Source organism: Nocardia sp. NPDC046473, from assembly GCF_040645995.1.
Taxonomy (GTDB): domain Bacteria; phylum Actinomycetota; class Actinomycetes; order Mycobacteriales; family Mycobacteriaceae; genus Nocardia.
In genome coordinates this window covers 735,040-759,275 of sequence record NZ_JBEYZJ010000003.1, presented here as the reverse complement: position 1 = coordinate 759,275, position 24,236 = coordinate 735,040, and the positions used below count along the sequence as shown (strand labels likewise).

Genomic DNA, 24,236 nt, shown 5'->3' with positions numbered 1-24,236 from the left:
GGCTTGTCCGTTATGCGTACCACGACGGTCGTCGTGTCATAGCCGATTGCGCTAGGTGGCGCCGTCAGGCATCGACCGGGCGTTCAGAGGTCGGTGTCGTCCACGATGTCCATGGCCACCACCTCGGCGGGCCGCGCGTCGTCCTGGGCCTTCTCGGCGCGCTGTTCACGCGGCGTCGACTCCTGCGCCAGCTCGTCCGCGATGCCGAGCCTGCCGTCATCGTCGTTCTCGTGATAGCGAATGCGCAGGTCGTCCGGCGGATCCTCGATATTGCGCTCGTAGGCGCGGATCTCGTCGGCTTGGTCGTCGTCTCCCATGTCTGTGTCCAGCGATTCACGGTCCATACCCCTCAGTATCCCCGCGTATCGCCACAACTAACGGAGCAGACGCAAAGAAATGGCGGCCCGGACCGAAGTCCGAGCCGCCATCTCGCGGTAAAAACCTATGCGTTGCCGTTGAAAAGGCCGGTGACCGAGCCGTTCTCGAAGACCTCGCGGATCGTGCGAGCCAGCAGCGGGGCGATGGACAGCACCGTCAGCTGCGCGAACTTCTTCTCTTCGGTGATCGGCAGCGTGTTCGTGACCACAACTTCCTTGGCACCGCAGGCGGCGAGCCGCTCCGCGGCCGGGTCGCTGAGCACGCCGTGCGTCGCGGCGATGACCACGTCGCCCGCGCCGGCGTCCTTGAGCACCTTGACCGCGCCGGCGATGGTGCCACCGGTGTCGATCATGTCGTCGATCAGGATGCAGGTGCGGCCCTCGACATCGCCGACCACGCGGTTCGCCTTGATCTGGTTGGGCACCAGGGGATCGCGGGTCTTGTGGATGAACGCCAGCGGCGAGCCGCCGAGCGAGTCGGCCCACTTCTCGGCGACGCGCACGCGGCCCGAGTCGGGGGAGACCACGGTGATGTGGTCGAGGGTGTAGTTGGTGCGGATGTACTCGGCGAGCTGCAGCTGCGCGTGCATGTGATCGACCGGGCCGTCGAAGAAGCCCTGGATCTGATCGGTGTGCAGGTCGACGGTGATGATGCGGTCCGCGCCCGCGGTCTTCAGCAGGTCGGCGACCAGGCGAGCCGAGATCGGCTCACGGCCGCGGTGCTTCTTGTCCTGGCGGGCGTAGGGGTAGAACGGCAGCACGGCGGTGATCCGCTTGGCCGAACCGCGCTTGAGCGCGTCGATCATGATGAGCTGTTCCATCAGCCACTGGTTCAGCGGCGCGGGGAAGCTCTGCAGCACGAACGCGTCGGAGCCGCGGACCGACTCCTCGAACCGGACGAAGATCTCGCCGTTGGCGAAGTCGCGTGCGGTCTGCGGCGTGACGTGGACGTCGAGTTCCTTGGCGACCTGTTCGGCCAGCTCAGGATGAGCGCGTCCCGAGAAGAGCATCAGGTTCTTCTGGTTGTCGATCCATGACGCGGTCACTGCTGTTTGCCATCCTTTTGCTCGATTGCCTGACCGGAGTTCTCTTTGGCGGCGTTGGCTTCTGCCGCCGCGCGCGCCGCGGCCGTTCCAGGACGGTGACGTTGCACCCAGCCCTCGATGTTCTTCTGCGGCCCGCCGGAAACTGCGAGTGCCCCGGGCGGAACGCTTCTGCGCAGTACAGTACCCGCCGCCGTATACGCGCCGTCACCCACCGTTACCGGTGCGACAAACATCGTGTCGCTTCCTGTTCGCACATGCGAGCCGACAGTGGTGTGATGCTTGGTCACTCCGTCGTAGTTCACGAAAACGCTTGAAGCGCCGATGTTGCTGTACTCGCCGATGGTGGCGTCGCCCACGTAGGTCAGGTGCGGCACCTTGGAGTGCGCGCCGATCGAGGCGTTCTTCGTTTCCACGAAGGCGCCGAGCTTGCCGGAATTGCCGACCACGGTGCCGGGGCGTAGGTAGCTGAACGGGCCGATGGTCGCGCCGGGGCCGATCATCGCGCCCTCGCCGTGCGTGCGGATGACCCGGGCGCCGTCGCCGACGACCACATCGGTCAACGTGCTGTCCGGCCCGATCTCGGCGTCCTCGCCGATCACGGTGTCGCCGAGCAGCTGGACGCCGGGGCGCAGCACCGCGTCCCTGCTGATCCGCACGCTCACGTCCACCCAGGTGGAGGCCGGGTCGATGATCGTCACACCGGCGCGCATGTGCCGTTCCAGGATGTAGCGGTTGAGCCTGCTCGTCGCGTTGGCCAGCTGGACCCGGTCGTTCACGCCGGTGACCTTGGCCGCGTCGACCAGGCGGGCGCCGTGCACGGGATGCCCGGCCTCGCGGGCCAGCCGCAGCACGTCGGTCAGATACAGCTCGTGCTGGGCGTTCGCGGTGGACAACCGGCTGATCATGGTGCGCAGCACGTTCACGTCGAACGCGTACACACCCGAGTTGACCTCGGTGATCGCCGACTGTGCCGGGGTGGCGTCGGCGTGCTCGACGATCTCGACCACCTGGCGGTCGGCATCGCGGACGATGCGGCCGTAGCCGTTCGGGTCGTCGGGCACGAACGTCAACACCGTCACCGCGGACCGTTCGGCGTACGAGCGGTGCTCGTCGAGCAGCGCGGACAGCGTGTGCCCGTCGAGCAGCGGCACGTCGGCGGAGGTGACGAGCAGGTCGCCGGTGAATCCGACGGGCAACGCGGCCAATGCGCACTGCACGGCGTGACCGGTACCGAGCTGTTCTTCTTGGATGGCCGGAGTGATGTCACGGCCGAGGTCGGTGGCCACCGCGTTGACTGCGGCGCCGACCTGTTCGCGGTCGTGGCCGACCACGGTGATCAGGTATGCGGGGTCGATCTCGTTCGCCGCATGCAGCGCGTGTGCGAGCATGCTTCGACCGGCCAGCGAATGCAGCACTTTGGGGGTCTTCGACCGCATTCGCGTCCCGGCACCGGCTGCGAGAACGACGACGGCGGTCTGCTGTGGCATGGATCTCCCTCGGCTGCCTGTCATCATGCTGCTGGGCTCTGCTCATCGTGCTGGGGTCTGCTGTGCTGGGCGCAGATGTGCGGGCCAACGACAGGTCATCGTGCTGCCGAGCTCCGCCGCCAGGACTCGAACCTGAACTATCTGAACCAAAATCAGAGGTGCTGCCATTACACCACGGCGGATTGTCACATCGGCGGATCGGGAACACCCGCCGCTGTGCCACGGCACGGGAAAGATCCTCGCATACACCCATGCCTCTCCGCGATTCTTGCCGGTAGTTGGAGCGTTGAGACCGTCGGGGCCGGAGTTGATCGAAGGCGCGCCCGGGGTTGACGGGGCAATCCGGCGGGCTGTCTGGAACAGTTAAGGCACTGGACGGTCGTGTGGCGAAGGGAGGCGGAACTGATGTCGACTAGCGAACCGCCCAAAGTGTCGCGTCCACGGATGACCGGTACCCAGCGGCGACAGCAGCTCATCGAGATCGGTCGCGCACTGTTCGCCGAGCGCGGATACGACGCCACCTCCATCGAGGAGATCGCGCAGCGGGCCCAAGTCTCCAAACCTGTGGTGTACGAACACTTCGGCGGCAAAGAGGGGCTGTACGCGGTCGTCGTCGATCGCGAGATGTCGATGCTGCTCGACATGATCGTGTCCTCACTCACCCAGAACCGATCGCGGGTGCGGCTCGAACAGGTCGCGCTCGCGCTGCTGACCTACATCGAGGAGCGCACCGACGGCTTCCGCATCCTGGTGCGCGATCAGCCTGCGGGCAATGCCGAGGGCCGCTACTCCAGCCTGCTCAACGAGGCCGTGAACCAGGTCGCGCACATTCTCGCCGGTGACTTCGAGCGCCGCGGTTTCGACACCAGCCTCGCCACCCTCTATGCCCAGGCGTTGGTCGGGCAGGTCGCCACCGCCGCCACCTGGTGGCTGGACGAACGCAAACCGTCGAAAGAGGTTGTCGCCGTGCATTTGGTGAATCTGTGCTGGAACGGGTTGAGCCATCTGGAGGCCGACCCGCATCTCAGCTCGGAGTGGCGCGCCGGTATCGAGGAGTGACCAAGGTTGTTAACCAGCGAATTGCGAAGTGGGTCCAGTCGAATGCTCGAATTGACTGCCGAGGGCCCGCCTGGTGGTACGGTTCACCCATCCTTTGGGTGCTGTTCGGGCGGTAAGTCGGTCTACTTCGTGATGTCGGTCTACTTCAGGATGGCTGGTTTTTAGGATGACAGGCGGATCTGATGGCTAGGCAAGCGCGCGCGGAGATCACCCGCGACTCCGTTCTTGCGGGCGCTGCCGATGTCTTTCTGCGCTTGGGTTACGCGAACGCGAGTCTGAGCGAGATCATCGCGCAGTCCAATGTGACCAAGGGCGCCTTGTACTTTCACTTCGGCTCGAAGGAAGAGCTGGCGCGCGCGGTCGTCGACCAGGGCAACGAGCGGTTGATCAGCTCGTGTCAGGGCTTCTTCGATCCCCGGGTGCCCGCGCTCGAGGCGTGCATCGGCATCACCTATGTCGTGGCCGACCTATCCATGAACGATCCGATGGTCGGCGCGATGCTCAAGCTGACCCATCAGATCGGTGACTACCGCGGCGCGCAGGGCGACAACATCGCCAAGACGTGGGGCGACACCTACCGCGTGCTCTCCGAAAGGGCTATCGCCCAAGGCGATTTGCAGCCCGAGCTCGATGCCGACGTGATCGGCATGCTGCTGCAGGAGATGACCGCGGGCGTGCACATCATCGCCGTCGGCACCGAGTCGATAGATCAGATGGCGACCCGGATGGAACGCGTCTGGTACTTCCTGCTCCCGTCGATCGTGCCCGGTGAGAAGCTCGCCTACTTCCGCGAGTTCGCAGCAAGGCGCCTGCGTCGCTACGTGCCCTAGCAGCCTCAGCTCGATGTGTCGGCGGCACTGACTAGACTCCTGCCTGTTGCTCGAAATACCCGGCTTGAGCTCAGGAGTTGTGATGCCGACCCATCGTCCACCGCTTGCGGGACTCGCGGCGGTCGCCGGTGCCGACGCCGCGATGCGGACCGTCACCGACCTGGTCGGTAAGTCCTCGGTCGAGCTGGTCGGGCCGTCCGGTGTGCGGGCGTTCGTGGCCGCGACGATCGTGGCGAAACGGCCGCTGGTCGTGGTGACCGCGACCGGGCGCGAGGCGGACGATCTGACGGTCGAACTCGAGGAGATGCTCGGTCCGGCGGTCGCACAGTTCCCGTCCTGGGAGACGCTGCCGCACGAGCGGTTGTCCCCGGGCGCCGATACTGTCGGGCGCAGGCTCGAAGTGCTGCGCAGGCTGGCCCATCCCGAAGACCCGGCCTTCCCCGAACCGCTGCGCGTGGTGGTCACCACCGTGCGATCGCTCATGCAGCCGATGGCGGGCAGTCTCGGTCATATCGAGCCGATCGTGCTGCGCGTCGGCGCCGAGCTCGACTTCGACGAATTGCTCACGCGCCTGGTCGAATTCGCCTACAGCCGGGTCGACATGGTCGGCAAGCGTGGCGAGTTCGCGGTGCGCGGCGGCATCCTCGACCTGTTTCCGCCTACCGCCGATCATCCGGTGCGAGTGGAGTTCTGGGGCGACGAGGTCACCGAACTTCGCCCGTTCGCCGTGGCGGACCAGCGCTCGCTGACCGAGGTGTCGGTCGATGTCGTTGTCGCGCCGCCCTGTCGTGAACTGCTGCTCACCGCGGATGTGCGGGAGCGCGCCGCCGAGGTCGCCGTCGACAACGCGGCCGATGCCGCGCTGGTCGAGATGTTGGAGAAGCTGGCCAACGGCGTCCCGGTGGACGGCATGGAGGCGCTGCTGCCGGTGCTGAAGCCGGGCGAACTGCGGCTGCTGACCGAGGTGCTGCCCGAGGGCACCCATCTGCTGCTGTGCGATCCGGAGAAGATCCGCACTCGCGCTGCCGATCTCGTGCGCACCGGTGAGGAATTCCTGGAGGCGTCCTGGACCGCGGCCTCGTTCGGGGCCGATGCTCCGCTCGGCGCGCATGGTCTGGACCTGGCTGCTTCCGGTTATCAGGCGCTACCCGATGTGCACGCCAGCGCGGACGAACGCGGCCTGCCCTGGTGGACGCTGAGCCCGCTCACCTCGGGCATCCCCGCCGAGGTGGTGCTGCCGGTGCTGGCCGGGCCGACCGCCCGCGGCTCCGATGAGCTCGTCGCGACCATCTTCGCCTCGCTGCGCGCGCACGTGGCCACCGGCGGCCGCGCGGTGGTCGTCGTGGCCGGACACGGTACGGCGCAACGCATTCTGGAACGACTCGCCGACGCCGACGTGCCCGCCGCGACGCTGGAACCCGGTGCCGAACCCAGCAACGGGGTCGTCGGCGTGCTGTGCGGTTCGCTGCACGACGGGCTGATCTTCGACGACGCCGGGCTGGTCGTCGTCGCCGAATCCGATCTCACCGGCAACCGGATGACCGCGCCCGGCGACGGCAAACGACTGCCTGCCAAGCGCCGCAACCAGGTCGACCCGCTCGCGTTGAACGCGGGCGACATGGTGGTGCACGACCAGCACGGCATCGGGCGATTCGTCGAGATGATCGAGCGCACCATCGGCGGCGCGCGCCGCGAATACCTCGTCATCGAATACGCGCCCGGCAAGCGTGGTCAGCCCGGCGACCGGCTGTTCGTGCCGATGGAGTCGCTGGATCAGCTGTCGCGCTACGTCGGCGGCGAGCTACCGAGCCTGTCCAAGCTCGGCGGGTCCGACTGGGCCAACACGAAACGCAAGGCGCGCAAGGCCGTTCGGGAGATCGCCGGCGAGCTGGTGCAGCTGTACGCCGCGCGCCAGGCCGCGCCCGGGCACGCGTTCGGCCCGGACACCCCGTGGCAGCAGGAGATGGAGGACGCGTTCGCGTTCACCGAGACCGTCGACCAGATGACCGCCATCGCCGAGGTCAAGTCGGACATGGAGAAACCCGTCCCGATGGACCGGGTGGTGTGTGGCGACGTCGGCTACGGCAAGACCGAGATCGCCGTGCGCGCCGCGTTCAAGGCGGTGCAGGACGGCAAGCAGGTCGTCGTGCTGGTGCCGACAACCCTGCTCGCGCAACAACATCTGCAGACCTTCACCGAACGCGTCGCGGGTTTCCCGATCAACGTGAAGGGCCTGTCCCGGTTCACCGATCCGGCCGACGCCCGCGCCGTCATGGAAGGCATGGCCGACGGCACCGTCGACATCGTGGTCGGCACGCACCGGCTGCTGCAGACCGGCGTGCGCTGGAAGGACCTCGGGCTCGTCGTGGTCGACGAGGAGCAGCGCTTCGGTGTCGAACACAAGGAGCACATCAAGGCGCTGCGCACCCACGTCGACGTGCTGACCATGTCCGCGACGCCGATTCCGCGCACCCTGGAGATGAGCCTGGCCGGCATCCGCGAGATGTCGACCATCCTCACCCCGCCGGAGGAGCGGCACCCGGTGCTCACCTACGTCGGCGCCTACAACGACAAGCAGGTCACCGCCGCCATCCGGCGCGAACTGCTGCGCGACGGCCAGGTCTTCTATGTGCACAACCGGGTGTCCTCGATCGACAAGGCCGCCAAGCGGATTCGCGATCTGGTGCCCGAGGCCAGGGTCGCCGTCGCGCACGGTCAGATGAACGAGGATGCGCTCGAGTCCACCGTCGAGGGTTTCTGGGAGCGCGAATTCGACGTGCTCGTCTGCACCACGATCATCGAGACCGGCCTCGACATCTCCAACGCCAACACCCTGCTCGTGGAACGCGCCGACGCCCTCGGCCTTTCGCAGCTGCACCAGCTGCGCGGCCGAGTCGGCCGCAGCCGGGAACGCGGCTACGCCTACTTCCTGTACCCGCCGGAGAAGCCGCTCACCGAAACCGCCTACGACCGCCTCGCCACCATCGCGCAGAACTCCGACCTCGGCGCGGGCATGGCCGTCGCGATGAAGGACCTCGAAATCCGTGGCGCGGGCAACGTGCTCGGCGCCGAACAGTCCGGTCACGTCGCCGGCGTCGGCTTCGATCTCTACGTCCGGCTGGTCGGTGAGGCCGTCGAGGCCTACCGCGCCGCCGCCGACGGCAGGCCCATCACCACCGAGGAACCCAAGGAAATGCGCATCGACCTCCCCGTCGACGCGCACATCCCGCCCGACTACATCGGCAGCGACCGCCTGCGCCTCGAGGGATACCGCAAACTCGCCTCCGCCCAGGACGATTCGGCCCTCGCCTCCGTCGTCGAGGAACTCGTCGACCGCTACGGTCCGCTGCCGGTCGAGGTCGGCCGCCTGGTCTCCGTCGCGAAACTCCGCCTGCTGGCCCGCGAATACGAGGTCACCGAAATCGCGGTCACCGGAACCACGCTCAAGGTCTCCCCGCTGCACCTACCCGACTCCAAACAGCTACGCCTGAAACGCATCTACCCCAGTGCCAGCTACCGCGCCGCCAGCGGCGTGATCTCGCTGCCGCTGCCGCGCGTCGAAGACAGCGTCGGCGCCGAACGGGTCCGCGACGTAGTGCTCCTGCAATTCGTCGCCGACCTGCTGCTCGCCCTGGATGGAAAAGCCCAGGGCGCAGTCGATCTCACCACCGCGACCGAGGTCTCGGCCGCGCGATGAGTGAGCGTAGCGAGCGAACAACGAGCGCAGCTGCCCTGGCTCTCGTGCCGGAGCTGAGCGTCAGCGAGGCGCAGGCATGAGTGCCGATCGCGACGAGGCCGTGCTGCGCGCCGCCCGCCACGCTGCCGCCAGCCAATCGCACGAGACCCCCTCCGATACCGCCGTGGTGGCAGCGGGTTTGACCAACGCCGTCGAAGTCATGGACCGCCTCTGGAACTTCGGCGGCTGGGAAGTAACCCAAACCCACGACTCCCTGCGCCCGTACCTCCTCGAGGAAACCTACGAACTCCTCGACGCCATCCAGCACAACGACGCCGAAACCATCAAAGAGGAACTCGGCGACCTGCTCCTGCAAGTCCTGTTCCACTCCCGAATCGCCCAAGCGGCAGGCGAATTCACCGTCAACGACGTAGCCGCCGCCCTGGTGGCCAAACTGGTCAACCGCAGCCCCTACCTCCGCGACACCCAATTCGCCGCCGACACCACCCTCGAAGAAAAGATCGCCGCCCAGGAATCCGCCTGGGAAGAACGCAAATCCGCCGAAAAGTCCCGCCGCTCCTGCCTGGACGGCATCGCCATGGCCCAACCCGCGCTGGCCCTCGCCGAAAAGATCCGCGACCGCAGTGCCAAAGCGGGCCTGCCCGACGACCTGATCCCCGCCGCCCTCCGCGTGGTCCACCTCGGCGGCCCCGACAGCGCCGAAGAACGCCTCCGGAAAGCCACCCTCACCTTCGCCGCCGCCATCCGTGCCGCCGAAGACGCCGCCGAATCCGACCGCGGCGAACGCCTCCCGCTCTCCGGCGACGACTGGCACAAGTACTGGGTCACCGGCACAAACCCGGACTGATCCAGATACGTTCAGGTGCGGCTCACCAGTCTTCGTCCTCCCTGAGTCTTTGCACGGCGTTGTCGATCCAGGTGGTGAATTGGGTTGCGAGATCTTGGGGAGTGGTGGGGCGGACGTTGATTTGGTCGATTTTGCGGAGTTCGGTGTAGCGGCCGTCGTCGGCGATGTCGTGCCACTGCAGGGTGTTCCAGGGGTCGGGGCGGTCGAGGATGGAGCCGGTGTAGAGGGCTGCGCTGCCGCCGCCGTTGGCGGGGCGGCCCAGGAGGCGGCGATAGCGGTCGCGGGGGGAGTTTCTGGCGGCTTCGTCGGAGTAGCCGTTGCGGTCGGGCTTGGTGTCCTGCTCGTGGAAGGTTGCGGCGGGTTGGGTTCCGGGATCGGCGGGTAAGAGCCAGTTGATGATTCGGGTGGGGAGATGTTCGGGGCGGCACATGCGTAGGCGGATGGGGCCGTCGGTGTCATCGACTACGGATTGAGAGAGGACGACTGCGTGGTGGGGGTTGCGGGCGCCGAGGAGGCGGTATTGGCGGACCGCGGCGTTCTTCGTACGGGTTGTGCCACCGAGGATTTCGATGCGCACGTCTGAGGTTGTCAGAGTGTGGATGGCGAGGCGGATCTGTTCCCATTCGTCGAATGGGTAGCTGTTGCAGACCTTTTCGCGATGCGCCTCGAATTCTTCGAGGTAGCGGAAGCGGCTGAGGTAGTGCAATGGGCGTGGGAAGCGGTCGTTGGCGTCGCTGTACCAGAGGGCGGCGAAATCGTCTGGTTCCCAAGTCCATTCAGCCATGTGTGATCCATTCAGTAATGCGGGCAGCGCAGTAGCTTTGTTCTCGTCCGGCGGAGCGGGTAGTTACCGATCGGTGCCGGGCGGATCTTCCGCTGGCTTTACCTGGGCCGATGCGTACCCTGCACCGAGGACGCCCCCTGGAATTGTTCGAGGGATTTCACCGAGGAGTTCGTTGGTGTTTTCCTCGTTCTTGAGGTAGTCGGGAGTCTGGTGCTCCGACTCGTCTTCGCCTTTGCCGCGGCCGCCACCGGGGGACATCATGCCGGGGGAGCCTGCTGCGCCGCGGGCAGCGGCAGCACCAGCGGGAACCGTTGATCTGGTGGTCGTTCCCGGAGCGCCGGGAGTGCCGGGAATGCTTCGGCCGGGGCCTCCTGGCTGCTTCGCAGGACTTCCCGGACTGCCGGGACTTCGCGGGGTGAGACCTGTTGGAACGCCCGGGGTCGGGTGTGTCGTGGAGGGTGTTGTCGGCGTGGTGGTGCTGGGGGACGTCGGTGTAGTCGGTGTCGTGTTGGCGGGGGTGGTGCTCGCGGCCGTCGTCTGCTGTTTGGTGGGATCGGTCGTGCTCTGGCTCTGGGTCGGCTGGTCGGAGGTGGACTTGTCCTCCGTGGGCTTGCCGGACTCGTCCTTTTTCTGGTCGTCAGGGGTTTGGCCGGGCTGGTTGGGTTGGCCCGTACGGTTATTGGGGTCGGTCGACTGGTCGCTGGTGCCCGGCGGGTGCGTTCCGGGGACGACGGGCGGGACATCGGACTGTTGGACGAGGTCGACCGGGCGTGGCAAGACTGGCAGCGACTTGTCAGCCTGGGCCAGGCCGTCGACGTAGTGGGTGCGCATGATGGTTCGAGCTTGTTCTTCGGCATCGTTGCGCTGGTTTTCAAAGCGGGAGCGCATGAATGGCCAAGCGTTGGGGTTGTACCAACGGGGGTTTTCTTTACGCTCGGGTATCCCAGTTTTGACGTCGACGGCAGCCTGAGCGGTAGAAGTGATGACCCTGCTGACGGAGTCGAAGGTACTGGTGAGCTGGTCGGCTTTCGTCGTGTAGTTGATGATCGCCTGTTTCGAAGCCTCCGCAGCTTGACCTTCCCAGGACTCAGCGATGGACGACATCATGCCTTGGCGGAATGTGTCCAATCCCTGGGTCCACTTTTGCTGTGCCTGTTGGTATTTCGTGGCGGCATCATTGGCCGGAGTGGTGGCAACCGGTGCGAAGGCGTCACGGATTTCCCAGTGTTTGAAGCCCTCTGGATTTTCGGTCCGCGGTGGAATCTGGGGCGGCTCAGTCCCGGTCATTTGTTGTCTCCTGGGACCGGGCCCGTGACGCCGGGTTGCCCGCTGGGATTGGCGAGTTGGTCGAGTCGCGCGACCTCGGCGTTGAAGCGGGCGGCGAATTCGGCGTCTTGTGCGATGAAGCGGTCTCGGATGGTGGCGTGGAGTTGGCGAATGTCTTCGACGGCGCGCCAGTGCTCTTCCAAGACCGTATAGAAGTCATCTCCGCTTGGATGGCCCATGGACTTCGCTCGGAAACGGTTGGCCATAGTTGGTGCAGACGTCAGCGTCGATCCGGCGTGATCACCGAAGCCCCATGTGCCGATCCGGGAAATGTCCCTAACATCTTGTTGGATCTCGCGGATCACGTGATCCTGAAAGTAGACGCACTCACGCTCGATCTTGGCGAAGCCTTCTGGGCTCATCCGCAGCGACAATCGACCCTCGTTGGCTTCGGTGATCAGGCTAGTGAGCGGACCTGGCACTGGTTCATCGGCCATGTCGATTCCCTCCCTTTGAACGCTCGAGTCGGCGGGGTTACGCACCCGCCGGGATGCTGGGGGCGATCTTCTCGGCTAGTGACCGCGCCAGTTGGCAAGCATCGATGCTGCCGGTTGCCGGGTTGGACTTCGGGTTGTCCAGGGAGATGTCAAGACTTCCGCCCTTCATCTCGACGTTTACGACACACGCCCCAGCGTCATCGAATTGCCGTGTTGAGATCGCATGCCGACCGCCGGCATTGAACTCCTGCGCGTCTCGGAAGTTGCGGGCCCGCACAGTATCGAGGGTGAGGTTGGTCGTGGTGATGGCAACCGCATAGCCGCGGCGTTTCACCCATCCACACCCCCGCCACATCACTCCGCCTGGTGCATCGGTGTCTTTCCGATTGGTCGCCTCTAAGTTCTCAGATGCCACAACGTCTGCCGGAATGTCCTTGCATGGATCAAAGCCGTGCGGGACATCCCCGGCCAAGGATGGGGCCGACGAGCTGCTCGACTTGCCAGGTCCCGAGGTCGTCGGCGTGTTGCCATTGCCGTCCTGACATCCAGCCAGAACAAACATGACACCCATAGCGAGGCATATCGCGCGTAGCTTGGTTCCCCTGCTCGACATCGACATCCCCTTCGTAGCCACCTGACGACACATATTTGGGGAGCTCGTCATCCCCCAATAACTATGTGGCAGACCCTACCGCTCGGCTCGAAGCGGCTGCAAGCAAGCGAGCGTCGCTCGCGGTTAGTGGCAGCCTGGCAGTCGGCGGCGGCCTGAGCGGACATCTGTGGCGAGGTCCTCGTAGCCGATCGCCAGTTCGGCGAGGCGTTCCCAGGCGTCCCAGAGGTCCCATTCGCAGGCGCTGGTGAGGGCGGCGTAGGCGGCGGCGGTGAGTTGGGCGAGGCGGTCGATTACCTCGCCGACTGTTTCTGTGTGTACTGAGGCGGCGCCGTGGGAGGGGAGTAGCTGTTTGTCGATCCAGTTGTCGATGGTGTGGACCAGGGCGGCGCGTTGCCGGTCTGTTTCTTCGTGTGCGCAGCAATTCTCGGAGAGTCTGCGTTCGTGCAGGACTGTGAGACTGCGGGCGGTGTGGAGTAACAGGTGGTCGGTCGGCAGGTCTCCTCGACATGCTTGTAGCAGTTGGTTTTTCGTTGGGAACGGGTTGTTCAACGGAGGGGCTCCCGGGGTGCGCAGGCTTGCACCGCCGCGATGATCGTCAGTCCGGACGGGCGGAAGGTGTCGCGGGGTGGGATCACCCATTGCCGGTGTGCGGGGCCATCGGCGGGGGATGGCAGGGCGATTTCGCTGCCGAAGGGCACGATCGAGACGTTGAGGTGCAGTAGGGCGGGGGCGAGGCGGATGTCGTTCGGTAGGTCGGGCCGGACAAGGTAGGTCCAGCGATGCGCGCGGACGTGCGCGATGATCGGTCCGAGGGTGAATCGCTTGTGCAGCAGGTCATCTCGTACTCGTTGGCCGAGGGCGGCGGGCATGGTGATGCCGCCTACGAGTCCCGCCTTGATGACGATGCGGCCGATGTCGGGGTGGATTCCGGCGGGTAGGCCGCATGTTCGTCGGTAATAGGCGCATCGGGTGGTAGGTGTATCCGCGAACGCCGCAGTGTTCATGGGAACCTCGCATTGGAATTGGTTGTTTTGGAATTCGCCGGTCCGGAACCTTTGATTTCTGGTCTATTCCGGACCGGCGCGTATCAAGAACACCATCGAACGGCCGGCCAACGATCCCGCAGCGATAATTCTCTGAAAAGTGCTCCGAATCGCCAGGCAAGGTGCCACCCTGAAACCGCTTGTTTCCCATGGCAAGACGACAGTAGGGGGCGCACATGATTGATGAAGGTCGCTCAACCCTCCCGCGACGCCAGCTCGGGCGGTATCTTCGCGACGGCCGCAATGAGATCGGCCTGACCCTCGAGCAGGTCGGAACAATGATGCAGTGGAGCAAGAGCAAGCTCTCTCGCATCGAGAAGGGGGAGAAGGGCGGTAGGCTCCGCGAGCTCGATGTCCGAGAGTTGTGCCGTATCTATGAATTCGACGACGAGATGATGGCAGCGATGGTTGCGCTGGCCGAACAATCTGATGAGAAGTGTTGGTGGCAGACGTATGACGACGTGATTCGCAAGAGCCTGAACATGTACGTCGGTCTCGAAACTGTCGCAACTTCGCTGACTATTTTCCGGCCCGACTTGGTCCCCGGCTTATTTCAGACGCCCGAGTACGCCCGTGCGCTCGACAGCATCTACTTCCCCGACGACTCGCCCGAGGAGTTGGATCGGTGGGGCCAGCTGAGGATCAGACGCCAAAGCATTGTCCAGCGTCGCGCTCAGCCGGTCGCCGTCGATATGGTGCTTCACGAATCTGTGCTCCGGACGGTGGTAGGGACGCACAAAGTCATGGCCGCTCAGCTTCGGCATCTCGCCGACATCAGCACGCGTGACAATGTGCTTCTTCGGATTCTCCCTTTCGAGGCCGGGTTTCCGGTCGGATTATCCGTTGGGCCGTATGTGATCTTGGACTTCGGCCTGGATGCCAAGGGCAACGAGATCGCCCCGTCTGTCGTGTACGTCGAGGGATTCACCGGTGACATGTATTCTGACCGAAGGCAGGACGAGAGTGTCTATCGCACTGCGTCTGCGGTCACGCGACGAGCTGCGCTCGACGTTGTTGCGTCACGGAATGTGTTGCGACAGATGGCGAAGGAGTTTGCGACATGAGTGCCGATCTATCTACCGCCAAGTGGTTCAAGAGCAGTCAGAGCGCAGGTGGCGGTGAGTGCGTAGAGGTCGCCTTCCTCGACAGCGACATGATCGGCGTCCGCGACTCCAAGAACCCCGCAGGCCCGGCCCTGATCTTCACTCCCACCGAGTGGGCCACCTTCACAGCCAGCATCGCCGCTGGCGAGTTCGGCCGTTCGTAACTGACTTTGGAACCCACAGTCGACCAAGTCGAACCGGTAGCGCGCACCAGCGTGCGACTGCTGCTAGTCGACGACAAAGACCGGTTACTGCTGTTCGTCAGCCATGACGACTCCGACGGCCACCGGTACTGGTATCCGATCGGCGGCGGGATCGAGCCGGGGGAGTCACTGGCCGAGACGGCGGCCCGGGAGGCATGGGAGGAGACCGGGCTCAGCGAATTCCAGTTGGGGCCAGAGGTTTGGCGACGGCGTGCGACTGCCTCGTGGGGCGGCGTCACGTACGACTGCCGGGAGCACTACTTCCTTGTCCGGGTCGCCAGCTTCGACGTCGATACCTCGGGTTTCACCGAGAATGAGCGCGAGACGGTCAAGGGCCACCACTGGTGGACGCTGGATGAGATGAGCGCGACCGATGATCGGCTGGTGCCGAGGGACTTGCGGGTGCTGATGGGTGACCTGCTGACTTCCGGACCGTCTGGTGAGCTGATCTTTCTGACGACTTAGCGCGTAGCGTTGGGCGGGACGAATGGCGGCGGTTGGGCAGTGGTGCACCGGATTCGGCACGGCTCGACCTGGGATCGGGAGGTCTTGGATGTTGAGTGTGTTTTCTTCGCCGGGGCATTACGTGCAGGGGCGAGCGGCGACCGAACAGCTCGGGGCGGAGATGGCTCGCCTGGGGATCGGCGGGCCGGTCACGATCGTGGCGGGGCGTAGTGCGCAGCGGTTGCTGACCGAGACCTGGGATCGGTCGTTGACGGACGCGAAAATCGCCTATTCCGTGCATCTTTCGAACGGCGAGTGCACCAGGGCGGAGATCGCCAGGATCACCGCGGGCGTGCAGGAAAACGGCAGCACAGTCGTTTTGGGGGCGGGCGGTGGAAAGGTACTCGACTCGGCGCGGGTGGTCGCCGACGATCTCGGCTTGCCGATGATCAGTTGTCCGACCACGGCGTCGAGCGACGCTCCGTGCAGCGCGCTGTCCGTGATCTACACGGACGCAGGCGAAGTCGAGACTTCGCAACTACTCCGCCGCAACCCGGCACTCGTTCTCGTCGACACTTCCGTGATCGTCCAGGCCCCGGCACGGCTGCTCGCCTCCGGCATGGGTGATGCGCTCGCCACCTGGTTCGAGGCGCGGACCTGTTCGGCCGCGCAGGTCCGCAACCTGCGGGGCGGCGCGTCCACGCGCAGCGCCACCGCCCTCGCCGAGCTCTGTTACAACACGTTGCTGGCCGACGGGGTGCAGGCGCTGGCCGCCGTGCGCGAACACGCCATCACCCCGGCGCTCGAGCGGATCGTCGAGGCCAACACCCTCCTGTCCGGTCTCGGCTTCGAATCCTCGGGCCTGGCCGCCGCCCATGCCGTCCACAACGGGCTGACCGCCGCACCGCAAACCCATCAGTTCCTGCACGGCGAGAAGGTCGCCTTCGGCGTCATCACCCAGTTGGTCTTGGAAGGCGCCCCGGCGTCGGAGATCGACACGGTCCTCGACTTCTGCCGCGAGGTCGGCCTGCCCACCACCCTCGCCGCGATCGGCCTGGCCGACGCCACCGAGGCGACGTTGGCTGCGGTCGCCACCCGCGCCACCGCACCGACCGAGTCGATGCACAACGAACCATTCACCGTCGACGCCGCCATGACCCTCGACGCCCTCCGCGCCGCCGACGCCGTCGGTCGCGCCCACCAACGGCCGTGAACCGCGTCACTACCGAACCGCAGCCCGGTTAACGTCCGAGCACTTCGGCGGGATTTCGACATAGAAACCTCACCTTCCCGCAAGCATGTCGTCACCGTCCGTCGGGAATCCTGTCGGTAGTCCTTCGCTATTGTGGCGGTGGAACCCGAAGCCAATGGCGGGCAATCCGCCGGGGAGGACGTTCGGTCCGGTGCACATCAGCAGAGTCGCGGAGCACCCGCGACCGGATCATGTGTTGTTCCACTTCAGCGACACCCACGTGATTGCCGGCGACGGCGATCTATACGGTGACGTCGACGCGGACCAGCGATTACGCCAGCTACTAGAGCAGGCCGCGGCCAGTCGGATCAAGCCGACCGCGATCGTGTTCACCGGCGACCTCACCGACAAGGGTGAGCCCGCGGCGTACGACAAGCTCAAGGCCCTGATCGAGCCATTCGCGAGAAGTTTGCCAGCGCCCATCGTGTGGGTCGCCGGAAACCACGACGACCGCAGTCTGCTCCGCCGAAAGCTACTCGGTGAGCGCGCCTCGACCGCCCCGTTGGACCGGGTCCACCTGATCGACGGCCTGCGCATCATCGCCCTGGACACCTCGGTCCCCGGCCACCATTACGGCGAGATCTCCGACGAACAGCTGGATTGGCTGCGTTCCGTCCTCGCCGAACCGGCCCCGTTCGGCACCATCCTGGCCATGCACCATCCGCCCGTGCCCTGCGTGCTCGACCTCGCGGTCACCGTGGAGCTACGCGACCAGCGCAAGCTGGCCGATGTGCTCGACGGCAGCGACGTCCGCGCCATCCTGGCCGGCCACCTGCACTTCTCCACCAACGCGACCTTCGCGGGCATCCCCGTCTCGGTGGCCTCGGCGACCTGCTACAGCCAGGATCTCGGCGTCGAGCAGGGCGGCCAGCGCGGCCGTGACGGCGCGCAGGCCTTCAACTACGTGCACATCTACCCGGACACCGTGGTGCACTCGGTGGTCCCGATCGACCGCGGGGCGACGGTCGGTACGCCGTCGACCGCCGAGGAGACCGCCCGGACGCTCGCGGCGGAGGGGATTGTCATCCCGCCCGCCGCGCGCATCCCGCATGTCATGCGGCGCCGGGCGACGACTCCGGAAACAGATGACGAGTCGGTGCGCTGAGCTGTTCCCACGGTGCCGGATCGGGGAAGTAGCGCGACAGGAACTCCGAAACCGCAAGCACCCGATCGCTTTCGGAGATCTCGGGGAAACTTCCGTCGTTCAGGCAGAAGAAGTCGACGTTGCGCTTCCGCGCGATCCCGTCCAGTAGCGACAGGCCCTTACGGCTCGTCGTATCGACGTAACGCACCTTCGCCGTCTCCTGCGGTACCGCACGTCCGGTCAGCATCGCGTAGTAGTGATACAGCGAGTTGGTGACGGAAATGTCGGTGGCCGAACGGAACCGGCTGGTCCTCGTCCGCGCGAAGTCGGCGGCGAACTGCTCTTCCATCTCCAGTAGCACGCTGCGGCGCAACGGAACCGGCGTGTGCTCGAGATGCCGGGAGATGATGTGCCCGAACCGTTCCGCGAGCAGTTCCCGGTTCACCCGTGCGGCGTTCTCGAATCCGCTGCGCCGCTCGTTGTTACGGCCCGGCCCGATCCTGGTGTCCGCTTCGATGAACCGGCTGATGCCCGCCGAGGTGAAGAACATCGACGGCCGCACCGGCCGGGCGAAGAACATGTCGTCGTTGGAGTACAGGAAGTGCTCGCTGAGCCCCTCGATGTGCTGCAACTGTGATTCCACCGCATGGGAATTGAAGGTCGGCAGCCCGCTGGTGTCCGAAAAGTGGTCCAGCGCACGGACAACCGTCACCCGCGGATGATCGGCGAGCCAGGCGGGCATGGTGGAGTCGGTGGCGATGAAGATCCGCCGGATCCACGGCGCGTTCTTGTCCACCGACCGCAGTGCGTATTTCAGCTCGTCGATCTGCCGGATGCGGGCGTCCGCGTCGTCACCCTCGCCGACCACCACCTGCGCGAGCATGCCCGCGCGGCGGGCCCGGAACTCCGGGTCCGAACCGTCCACCCAGGAGAACACCAGGTCGATATCGAAGCTCACGTCGCTCGGCTGCGGCGCGAACATGTCCACCAGGGTCGGCCAGGCCCGATCGAACAGCAGCACCTGCGTCTGCTCGACATCGGCCAGGTCGAACATGGTGCGGGTCAACGCGTTCGGACGCGGGCACTCGACCGTGTCGCCGTGGTATTGCCACAGCTCCAGGTCGACCCGGTGGGCCGGGTCGCTGTCGCGGCCGATCCGGAAGACGTTGTGCTGCACCTCTTCACACGCGAAACCGACCGCGATCGCACCGGCCGTCACCCGGCGCACCATCAGGTGATGCGCCGCGTCGGTGGCCAGCACCAGTCGCTGCCCGCGGTCGCGTACCAGCAGGAACGGCACTTCCGCCGCTGCCAGTTCGGAACGCAGGTAGCCCAAATCCTCGATCATCGAGGCCGATACGACGAGGTTGCCCGCCATCGGCCGGGTGATCATTTCTACTGTTGCGGGATTTACCGCCCCCATGTCCATCATCAGCTTGTTCTCCACATTCGTTCGTGCTCCGTTGGGGCCGACTACCGAGGCACCGCGCCGGAGCCGAGCGGCCGCACCGCCGACGTCGTGATGTCGGCCGTGCAGTGCCGCGCCCGGCGCGGTCGCATTCAGAAGTGGGGCACGATGCCGTAGCGCAGGAACGAAGTGATCACACGGCATGTAGACGACAGGTAAACCATTCGTTTTCACCTCACTCACGGCAGAACGCACAAGCGTCAAATGGGTGTGCTGCATCCGTGCGCGCGGGCGAGAACGACCGAGCGTGCGCACGGGAAACAGCACGCTGGGCCGGACAATCATCGGCCGGCAAAGAGAAGATGTCCCAGACAACAATGGGGACTGTACGAATGATGCATCGACGGTGACATTTCGTCAATCGGGACACTCCGTCTCACCCGCTGCCGTTCCGCTGCCTCTGGCGCCCCCGGTGTGCCGCAACGTGCCCGCTTGGCCTGGTAATAGCCAGTTGAGGGCCGGATTCGGGCTGTCGCGCACCGGTTCAGCTGGTCAGTTGTCGTGACAGGCATCATGTCCGGCCTGCGGCGGGACGGCGAAGGGGTGGCGACCGACCGTCGAGTTAATTAGGCTAGCCTCACCAACATTGTAAGGATATGTGGAGAAGGGAGTGCACCGCTGTGCGCGTCGTCATTCTGTTCGGATCCGAGATGGGCACGGCCGAGTCCGTCGCAGACAGCGTCGCCGACGCGCTCTCGGCGCATGACGTCTCGGTCTACGACCTGGGCGATTTCGCCGTCGACGACCTCGACGTGCACGACTTCCACGTCATCGTGTGCTCCACCTACGGCGACGGCGACCTGCCGACCGGTGCGGAACCGTTCTTCGACGAGCTCACCGCGGCCGCGCCCGATCTGACCGGCCTGAACTTCGCCGTCTTCGGCCTCGGCGACAGCATCTACGGCGATACCTTCAACCGCGGCGGCGAGATCGCGGCCGAGCGGCTCATCGAGTACGGCGCCACTCAGATCGGCGAGCACGCGCGACACGACGCGTCGACCGAAATCCGAGCCAAGGACATGGCCCGCGACTGGGCGGCGACGCTACCCATCCCCGCGCTGGCCTCGGCCTGATAGTCGCCTGAGAGCAGTCCGGACATAGGGTGCAGCGCCAGCGGACAAGCGGCCCAGCACTTTAGACTGCTATCAAGCGCGGCACAGCCCGTCGCGCTCGACGATCCATGAGGTGACGAAGATGGTAGCCGGAGCGAGCCACGTGCAACGTCAAGATCACTCGACAGATCACGAAGATCATCCCGAGCTGGACGTGCTTCCGGAATGGCCGCAGGAAACGATCGCGGTGCTGGTGACCACCGACCCCGGACCGCACGCGATCCCGGTGTCCTGGCCGGTGCGGGCCGGCGATCGGCATATTCTGCTCAGCCTCAAGTTCGATCGCGGGTCGCTGGCCCGATTACGTGAACGTCCGCAGGTGGCGCTGCTGATCCTCGGTGGCGGCAACGTCGCGCTGTGCGCACGGGGTACCGCGCGGGTCATCGCGGAGGAGATGCCCGACGCCGCCGACTATGTGGCGGTCCGGATCGATGTCGAGGCGATCGATGATCATCGGCAGTCGGCCTTCGCGGTCGCCAACGGCATTCAGCGCACCGTGCTGGACCCGACCGAACTGCACGCGCTGGAAGGTCGTGTGCGCACGCTGCGCTCCTGGGCGAACGACCAAAACTGAACCTGCATAACGGTTTCGGGACTCACGATGATAATCGGGAATGAAGGCGGCGCGAACGGGCCGCACGAAAGGGATTCATGAGCGTCACATTGGCCAAGGGCGGAAATGTTTCGCTGTCTAAGCAGGCAGCCAACCTGAGCAAGGTCGCGGTGGGACTCGGCTGGGACGTGCGCACCACCACGGGCGCCGACTACGACCTGGACGCCAGCGCGCTGGCCACCGGGCCGGACCTGAAGGTGCTGTCGGATCAGCATTTCGTCTTCTACAACAACCTGCGTTCGCCGGAGGGCTCGATCGAGCACACCGGCGACAACCTGACCGGCGAGGGCGAAGGCGACGACGAGGTGATCAACGTCGACCTCAATGCCACTCCGCCGACCATCACCAACATCTTCTTCCCGGTGTCCATCCACGACGCCGACGCGCGCAGCCAGTCGTTCGGGCAGATCCGCAACGCGTTCATCCGGGTCACCGACGCGACGACCGGCGTGGAGCTGGCCCGCTACGACCTCACCGAGGATGCCTCGACCGAAACCGCGATGGTGTTCGGCGAGCTGTACCGGCACAACAACGAGTGGAAGTTCCGCGCCATCGGCCAGGGGTACGCCTCCGGGCTCGCGGGTATCGCCCGCGATTACGGCGTGCATATCTGACCGATCGGGCGCTCGATCGCGGCGCGGATCTTCCGGAACCTGCCTGTCCGCAGGCCATTCGGAAGATCCGCGCCGCAATCAGCTCGGGCTGCTCAGGCTTTCCGGCGCCTCCGTGATCGCCTGCGGACGGTCGCGTTCCCTGCTGTCGAGCAGCGCGAAGTAGCGGCGGAGCATGAGGCAGGCCGTGGTGGCCAAGCCTGCGGTGAGACCCCACCAGACGCCCGCCGCGCCGAGGCCGGCCGGGAAGGCCAGCAGCAGCGCGACCGGCAGGCCGACACACCAATAGCCGATGACCGACAGGCGGAAGCCCGCGTTGGTCTCCTTCAATCCACGCAACAGTCCGGTGCCGATGTTCTGTGCGGCATCGAAGAACTGCAGCACGATGCCGATCAGCAGCAGGGTGTGCGCGATCTGAATGGTGTTGGTGTCGCTCGAATTCAAGAACGGGCGCAGCACGAGATCGGGCGCGATCACGTACACCGCGCCGGTGATCACGGCGACGACGGCGACGTGGCGCAGCGCGAGCCAGGCCAGTGCCCTGGCGTGCTGGTACTCGTCGCGGGTGACGGCATGGCTGACCAGGATCGACGCCCCGTGCGACAGGCCGATGGCGACCTGGAAGACGATGTAGATGATCTGGTAGACGATGTTGTGCGCGGCCAGCGCCGCCGGGCCGATGCTGCCCATGACGAGGGCGAGCACCGAAAACATGCCTGCCTCAGAGCCATAGGTGAGCGCGATCGGTGCGCCGAGGCGCAGTTCGGCGCGGACGGTGGATCGCCGCACCGGCCATGGTCGCACCGGCAGCGTCGCGCCTAGTCGGGCGTCGCGTCGCACCATCGCCCAGAACACCGCGAAGGTGATCAGGAAGACCAGCGAGGTCGCCACGCCGATACCGGTGAGGCCGAGCTCGGGCAGTCCGCCGCGGCCATGGATGAAGGCAAGCGCGAGCACCAGATTCAGCGCGACCGAGCCGAGCGTGACCAGCAGCAACGCCTGCGGGCGTTGCATGCCGACGGTGTATTGCCGCAACACCTGGAACCACAGGCACGGCAGTAGACCCGGTGCCAGCGCGACCATCAGCGGCCGCGCGTCGGCGAGCACCCCGGCGTCCTGGCCGAGCCATTGCAGCGCCCAGCCGAGTCCGATGAGCAGTGCGCCACCCACGAGGCCGGCGAGCGTGGCGATCAGAAAGCTCGACCGCAGCACATCTTTGATCTCGTCATCGGGGGATTCGCCACGCTTACCGGCCGAACTCACCGCGGTGGCAATCTGATTGCCGCTCGCGGTGATCAGCCCGACGCACATGGTGCGAATCTGATTGAACAACGCGATCGCCAACCCACCCGCAGCGACCTGCTGCACGCCGAGCGTGCCCATCAGCACCACATTGGTGGTGGACACCGCGATCTGCGCCAACTGCGTCATCGCGATCGGCGTCGCAAGCGCGGTCAGCCGACCACTGTCGGCCCGATAGCCCGACAGATTCACCGGGCCACCTCCATCCGCTCGACCACGACGCCGCGCACATTCTCGCGCCCCGCGCACGAAACGACCAGCAATTCCGTGCGCGGCAGACCGATTCGTGCGCGGCGCGGATCACCGGCTACCGGCGCGGGCAGCGTCGACTGTGGTCGGCGCGGCTGTGTCGCGCGCACGTCTTTGCTCGCTGCGCATGACATTGCTGGCGATTCTGTGCGCGGCGGGCTGATTGGTGCGCGGGGTTGGAGCGCGTGGGGGGTGTGCGGGCGATTCATCGCGCCTCGACGAGTTCGGCGGGGCGGCGGGCGGCGGGGGCGTAGGTGTGCAGCATTGTTCGTACCTCGGCTTCGGCGGCGGGGGCGAGTAGGTCGCGTTCGGCCATCCAGGTGTCGTCGAAGACTGTGTCCAGGTACTTTTCGCCGCCGTCGCAGACCAGGGTGACAATCGTTGAGCCGGGCGGGAATTCGTCGAGACGGCGGAGCGCGGCGTGCACCGAGCCGCCCGCCGAACCGCCGATCATCAGGCCGAGCTCGGCGGCGATCGCGCGGGCGGTGGCGAAGGCGTCCACGTCGGTCACCTTCACGCCCTCGTCCAGCAGCGAGTAGTCCACCGCGGTGCCGATGGTGGCGCCGGGCGGGGTGCCGGTGCCGGACTGCCAGTACGGGCCGCCCTCGCCGCCGAACGCGATCGAGCCGACCGGCTCGACGCCGATTACCCGTGCCGGGCAACCGAGTTGGCGCAGCCGAGTCGCGGTGCCGAACAGCGAACCGCCGGTGCCGACCGAGGAGAGCAGGATATCGACCCGCTCCACGTCCTCCAGCAATTCTTCGGCGACCGCGTAGTAGCCGACCGCGTTGGCGTCGTTGTTGTGCTGCTCGGTGAAGTACGCGTCCGGCCGGGCGGCCGCCATCGCCTCGGCCAGGTCCTCCCTGGCCGAGGTCGCCAGGTTGTCGTCGCCGTCATCGGCGACGAACACCAATTCCGCACCCATTGCTCGCATAGCGCGCAGCTTGTCCTTACATGCGTGATGATCGACCACTGCGGTAAAGCGGTACCCACGTTCGGCAGCCACTACCGCGAGACCGAGCCCGGTATTCCCGGAGGTGGACTCGATGATATGCCCGCCACTTCGCAGCAAACCGCGACGCTCCGCATCGAGTACCATCTCGCGGGCCATCCGGATCTTGGCCGCGCCGGTCGGATTGAACTGCTCGAGCTTGAGCAGTAACCGGGTGCCGGTGGCGGTTGCCGCCAGTTCGAACAGCGGCGTGCGGCCGATCAGATCCGTCACGCGCGTGACGAGCGGCATGGAGTT

General features: G+C 65.8%; 25 protein-coding genes and 1 tRNA gene. 12 read left to right on the top strand and 14 right to left on the bottom strand.

Annotated features, from left to right (window positions below; all coding sequences use genetic code 11):
* Positions 1–83: 83 nt before the first annotated feature.
* The 4 genes from ABZ942_RS13660 to ABZ942_RS13645 form a co-directional block, all read right to left on the bottom strand.
* A complete protein-coding gene (locus tag ABZ942_RS13660; protein WP_357381570.1) occupies positions 84–344 on the bottom strand; it encodes a hypothetical protein in 261 nt (86 codons plus the stop codon).
* Positions 345–442: 98 nt separating this feature from the next.
* Positions 443–1,423, bottom strand: a complete 981-nt coding sequence (locus tag ABZ942_RS13655) for a ribose-phosphate diphosphokinase (RefSeq protein ID WP_357381568.1) — start codon at positions 1,421–1,423, stop codon at positions 443–445.
* Entirely contained in the window at positions 1,420–2,910 is a 1,491-nt protein-coding gene (gene glmU, locus ABZ942_RS13650) for a bifunctional UDP-N-acetylglucosamine diphosphorylase/glucosamine-1-phosphate N-acetyltransferase GlmU (protein ID WP_357381566.1), read from the bottom strand. The genes ABZ942_RS13655 and glmU overlap by 4 nt, the downstream gene beginning before the upstream one ends.
* Positions 2,911–3,021: 111 nt before the next feature.
* Positions 3,022–3,092, bottom strand: a tRNA-Gln gene (locus tag ABZ942_RS13645).
* Positions 3,093–3,354: 262 nt separating this feature from the next.
* Here ABZ942_RS13645 and ABZ942_RS13640 point away from each other — a divergent pair.
* From ABZ942_RS13640 to ABZ942_RS13625, 4 genes are all read left to right on the top strand, one after another.
* Positions 3,355–3,969 (top strand): TetR/AcrR family transcriptional regulator, encoded by a 615-nt coding sequence (locus ABZ942_RS13640; RefSeq protein ID WP_051187212.1) that lies wholly within the window; start codon positions 3,355–3,357, stop codon positions 3,967–3,969.
* A gap of 182 nt (positions 3,970–4,151) precedes the next feature.
* Positions 4,152–4,799, top strand: coding sequence for a TetR/AcrR family transcriptional regulator (locus ABZ942_RS13635; RefSeq protein WP_357381564.1), 648 nt, complete (start codon positions 4,152–4,154; stop codon positions 4,797–4,799).
* Positions 4,800–4,881: 82 nt separating this feature from the next.
* Positions 4,882–8,496, top strand: coding sequence for a transcription-repair coupling factor (mfd, locus tag ABZ942_RS13630; protein ID WP_357381562.1), 3,615 nt, complete (start codon positions 4,882–4,884; stop codon positions 8,494–8,496).
* Positions 8,497–8,695: 199 nt separating this feature from the next.
* A complete protein-coding gene (locus ABZ942_RS13625) occupies positions 8,696–9,343 on the top strand; it encodes a MazG family protein (protein ID WP_357381902.1) in 648 nt (215 codons plus the stop codon).
* Positions 9,344–9,365: 22 nt separating this feature from the next.
* Here the strand turns inward: ABZ942_RS13625 and ABZ942_RS13620 are convergent, their stop codons facing one another.
* The 6 genes from ABZ942_RS13620 to ABZ942_RS13595 form a co-directional block, all read right to left on the bottom strand.
* A complete protein-coding gene (locus ABZ942_RS13620; RefSeq protein WP_357381560.1) occupies positions 9,366–10,127 on the bottom strand; it encodes an ESX secretion-associated protein EspG in 762 nt (253 codons plus the stop codon).
* A gap of 63 nt (positions 10,128–10,190) precedes the next feature.
* The gene (locus ABZ942_RS13615) at positions 10,191–11,414 is read right to left on the bottom strand and encodes a WXG100 family type VII secretion target (RefSeq protein ID WP_357381558.1); all 1,224 of its coding nucleotides are present in this window, start codon (positions 11,412–11,414) and stop codon (positions 10,191–10,193) included.
* Entirely contained in the window at positions 11,411–11,890 is a 480-nt protein-coding gene (locus ABZ942_RS13610) for a hypothetical protein (RefSeq protein WP_357381556.1), read from the bottom strand. The genes ABZ942_RS13615 and ABZ942_RS13610 overlap by 4 nt, the downstream gene beginning before the upstream one ends.
* A gap of 37 nt (positions 11,891–11,927) precedes the next feature.
* Positions 11,928–12,452, bottom strand: coding sequence for a DUF3558 domain-containing protein (locus ABZ942_RS13605; RefSeq protein ID WP_357381554.1), 525 nt, complete (start codon positions 12,450–12,452; stop codon positions 11,928–11,930).
* Positions 12,453–12,626: 174 nt separating this feature from the next.
* Positions 12,627–13,052, bottom strand: coding sequence for a DUF4254 domain-containing protein (locus tag ABZ942_RS13600; protein WP_357381553.1), 426 nt, complete (start codon positions 13,050–13,052; stop codon positions 12,627–12,629).
* Positions 13,049–13,507 (bottom strand): DNA-directed RNA polymerase subunit beta, encoded by a 459-nt coding sequence (locus tag ABZ942_RS13595; RefSeq protein ID WP_357381551.1) that lies wholly within the window; start codon positions 13,505–13,507, stop codon positions 13,049–13,051. The genes ABZ942_RS13600 and ABZ942_RS13595 overlap by 4 nt, the downstream gene beginning before the upstream one ends.
* A 215-nt stretch (positions 13,508–13,722) precedes the next feature.
* Between ABZ942_RS13595 and ABZ942_RS13590 the strand changes: the two genes are divergently transcribed.
* The 5 genes from ABZ942_RS13590 (at position 13,723) to ABZ942_RS13570 (ending at position 17,653) form a co-directional block, all read left to right on the top strand.
* Entirely contained in the window at positions 13,723–14,610 is an 888-nt protein-coding gene (locus ABZ942_RS13590) for a helix-turn-helix transcriptional regulator (RefSeq protein WP_357381549.1), read from the top strand.
* A complete protein-coding gene (locus ABZ942_RS13585) occupies positions 14,607–14,813 on the top strand; it encodes a DUF397 domain-containing protein (protein ID WP_357381547.1) in 207 nt (68 codons plus the stop codon). Before ABZ942_RS13590 ends, ABZ942_RS13585 begins: the two co-directional genes overlap by 4 nt.
* A gap of 51 nt (positions 14,814–14,864) precedes the next feature.
* Positions 14,865–15,317, top strand: a complete 453-nt coding sequence (locus ABZ942_RS13580) for an NUDIX domain-containing protein (RefSeq protein WP_357381545.1) — start codon at positions 14,865–14,867, stop codon at positions 15,315–15,317.
* A gap of 88 nt (positions 15,318–15,405) precedes the next feature.
* The gene (locus ABZ942_RS13575) at positions 15,406–16,509 is read left to right on the top strand and encodes a glycerol dehydrogenase (protein WP_357381544.1); all 1,104 of its coding nucleotides are present in this window, start codon (positions 15,406–15,408) and stop codon (positions 16,507–16,509) included.
* Between the two features lie 190 nt (positions 16,510–16,699).
* Positions 16,700–17,653, top strand: coding sequence for a metallophosphoesterase (locus tag ABZ942_RS13570; RefSeq protein ID WP_357381542.1), 954 nt, complete (start codon positions 16,700–16,702; stop codon positions 17,651–17,653).
* Here the strand turns inward: ABZ942_RS13570 and ABZ942_RS13565 are convergent.
* Positions 17,601–19,025 (bottom strand): stealth family protein, encoded by a 1,425-nt coding sequence (locus ABZ942_RS13565; RefSeq protein WP_357381900.1) that lies wholly within the window; start codon positions 19,023–19,025, stop codon positions 17,601–17,603. The genes ABZ942_RS13570 and ABZ942_RS13565 overlap by 53 nt on opposite strands.
* 695 nt (positions 19,026–19,720) lie before the next feature.
* Between ABZ942_RS13565 and ABZ942_RS13560 the strand changes: the two genes are divergently transcribed.
* From ABZ942_RS13560 to ABZ942_RS13550, 3 genes are all read left to right on the top strand, one after another.
* Positions 19,721–20,173, top strand: a complete 453-nt coding sequence (locus ABZ942_RS13560; protein ID WP_357381540.1) for a flavodoxin domain-containing protein — start codon at positions 19,721–19,723, stop codon at positions 20,171–20,173.
* Positions 20,174–20,294: 121 nt separating this feature from the next.
* Positions 20,295–20,786 carry a pyridoxamine 5'-phosphate oxidase family protein gene (locus ABZ942_RS13555; RefSeq protein WP_357381899.1) on the top strand — a complete coding sequence of 164 codons (492 nt, stop codon included), beginning with the start codon at positions 20,295–20,297 and terminating at the stop codon, positions 20,784–20,786.
* A gap of 77 nt (positions 20,787–20,863) precedes the next feature.
* Positions 20,864–21,439 carry a TerD family protein gene (locus ABZ942_RS13550; RefSeq protein WP_357381538.1) on the top strand — a complete coding sequence of 192 codons (576 nt, stop codon included), beginning with the start codon at positions 20,864–20,866 and terminating at the stop codon, positions 21,437–21,439.
* 78 nt (positions 21,440–21,517) lie between these two features.
* On the opposite strand, the gene ABZ942_RS13545 is transcribed toward ABZ942_RS13550, so the two are convergent.
* From ABZ942_RS13545 to ABZ942_RS13535, 3 genes are all read right to left on the bottom strand, one after another.
* Positions 21,518–22,930: an MATE family efflux transporter gene (locus tag ABZ942_RS13545; protein ID WP_357381536.1), complete on the bottom strand. Its 1,413-nt coding sequence runs from the start codon at positions 22,928–22,930 to the stop codon at positions 21,518–21,520.
* On the bottom strand, positions 22,927–23,121 hold the full coding sequence (locus ABZ942_RS13540; protein WP_357381534.1) for a hypothetical protein: 195 nt from the start codon (positions 23,119–23,121) through the stop codon (positions 22,927–22,929). The genes ABZ942_RS13545 and ABZ942_RS13540 overlap by 4 nt, the downstream gene beginning before the upstream one ends.
* Positions 23,122–23,192: 71 nt before the next feature.
* On the bottom strand, positions 23,193–24,230 hold the full coding sequence (locus ABZ942_RS13535) for a cysteine synthase family protein (protein ID WP_357381533.1): 1,038 nt from the start codon (positions 24,228–24,230) through the stop codon (positions 23,193–23,195).
* Between the last annotated feature and the right edge of the window lie 6 nt (positions 24,231–24,236).

What these genes read in the sequence shown, in the direction of transcription:
- ABZ942_RS13660 (WP_357381570.1), bottom strand. Translation starts at nt 344, where the DNA reads ATGGACCGTGAATCGCTGGACACAGACATGGGAGACGACGACCAAGCC.
- ABZ942_RS13635 (WP_357381564.1), top strand. Translation starts at nt 4,152, where the DNA reads ATGGCTAGGCAAGCGCGCGCGGAGATCACCCGCGACTCCGTTCTTGCG.
- ABZ942_RS13615 (WP_357381558.1), bottom strand. Translation starts at nt 11,414, where the DNA reads ATGACCGGGACTGAGCCGCCCCAGATTCCACCGCGGACCGAAAATCCA.
- ABZ942_RS13625 (WP_357381902.1), top strand. Translation starts at nt 8,696, where the DNA reads ATGGACCGCCTCTGGAACTTCGGCGGCTGGGAAGTAACCCAAACCCAC.
- ABZ942_RS13585 (WP_357381547.1), top strand. Translation starts at nt 14,607, where the DNA reads ATGAGTGCCGATCTATCTACCGCCAAGTGGTTCAAGAGCAGTCAGAGC.
- ABZ942_RS13575 (WP_357381544.1), top strand. Translation starts at nt 15,406, where the DNA reads ATGTTGAGTGTGTTTTCTTCGCCGGGGCATTACGTGCAGGGGCGAGCG.
- glmU (WP_357381566.1), bottom strand. Translation starts at nt 2,910, where the DNA reads ATGCCACAGCAGACCGCCGTCGTCGTTCTCGCAGCCGGTGCCGGGACG.
- ABZ942_RS13535 (WP_357381533.1), bottom strand. Translation starts at nt 24,230, where the DNA reads ATGCCGCTCGTCACGCGCGTGACGGATCTGATCGGCCGCACGCCGCTG.
- mfd (WP_357381562.1), top strand. Translation starts at nt 4,882, where the DNA reads ATGCCGACCCATCGTCCACCGCTTGCGGGACTCGCGGCGGTCGCCGGT.
- ABZ942_RS13555 (WP_357381899.1), top strand. Translation starts at nt 20,295, where the DNA reads ATGGTAGCCGGAGCGAGCCACGTGCAACGTCAAGATCACTCGACAGAT.
- ABZ942_RS13605 (WP_357381554.1), bottom strand. Translation starts at nt 12,452, where the DNA reads ATGTTTGTTCTGGCTGGATGTCAGGACGGCAATGGCAACACGCCGACG.
- ABZ942_RS13565 (WP_357381900.1), bottom strand. Translation starts at nt 19,025, where the DNA reads ATGATCACCCGGCCGATGGCGGGCAACCTCGTCGTATCGGCCTCGATG.
- ABZ942_RS13620 (WP_357381560.1), bottom strand. Translation starts at nt 10,127, where the DNA reads ATGGCTGAATGGACTTGGGAACCAGACGATTTCGCCGCCCTCTGGTAC.
- ABZ942_RS13595 (WP_357381551.1), bottom strand. Translation starts at nt 13,507, where the DNA reads ATGAACACTGCGGCGTTCGCGGATACACCTACCACCCGATGCGCCTAT.
- ABZ942_RS13610 (WP_357381556.1), bottom strand. Translation starts at nt 11,890, where the DNA reads ATGGCCGATGAACCAGTGCCAGGTCCGCTCACTAGCCTGATCACCGAA.
- ABZ942_RS13540 (WP_357381534.1), bottom strand. Translation starts at nt 23,121, where the DNA reads ATGTCATGCGCAGCGAGCAAAGACGTGCGCGCGACACAGCCGCGCCGA.
- ABZ942_RS13640 (WP_051187212.1), top strand. Translation starts at nt 3,355, where the DNA reads ATGACCGGTACCCAGCGGCGACAGCAGCTCATCGAGATCGGTCGCGCA.
- ABZ942_RS13550 (WP_357381538.1), top strand. Translation starts at nt 20,864, where the DNA reads ATGAGCGTCACATTGGCCAAGGGCGGAAATGTTTCGCTGTCTAAGCAG.
- ABZ942_RS13590 (WP_357381549.1), top strand. Translation starts at nt 13,723, where the DNA reads ATGATTGATGAAGGTCGCTCAACCCTCCCGCGACGCCAGCTCGGGCGG.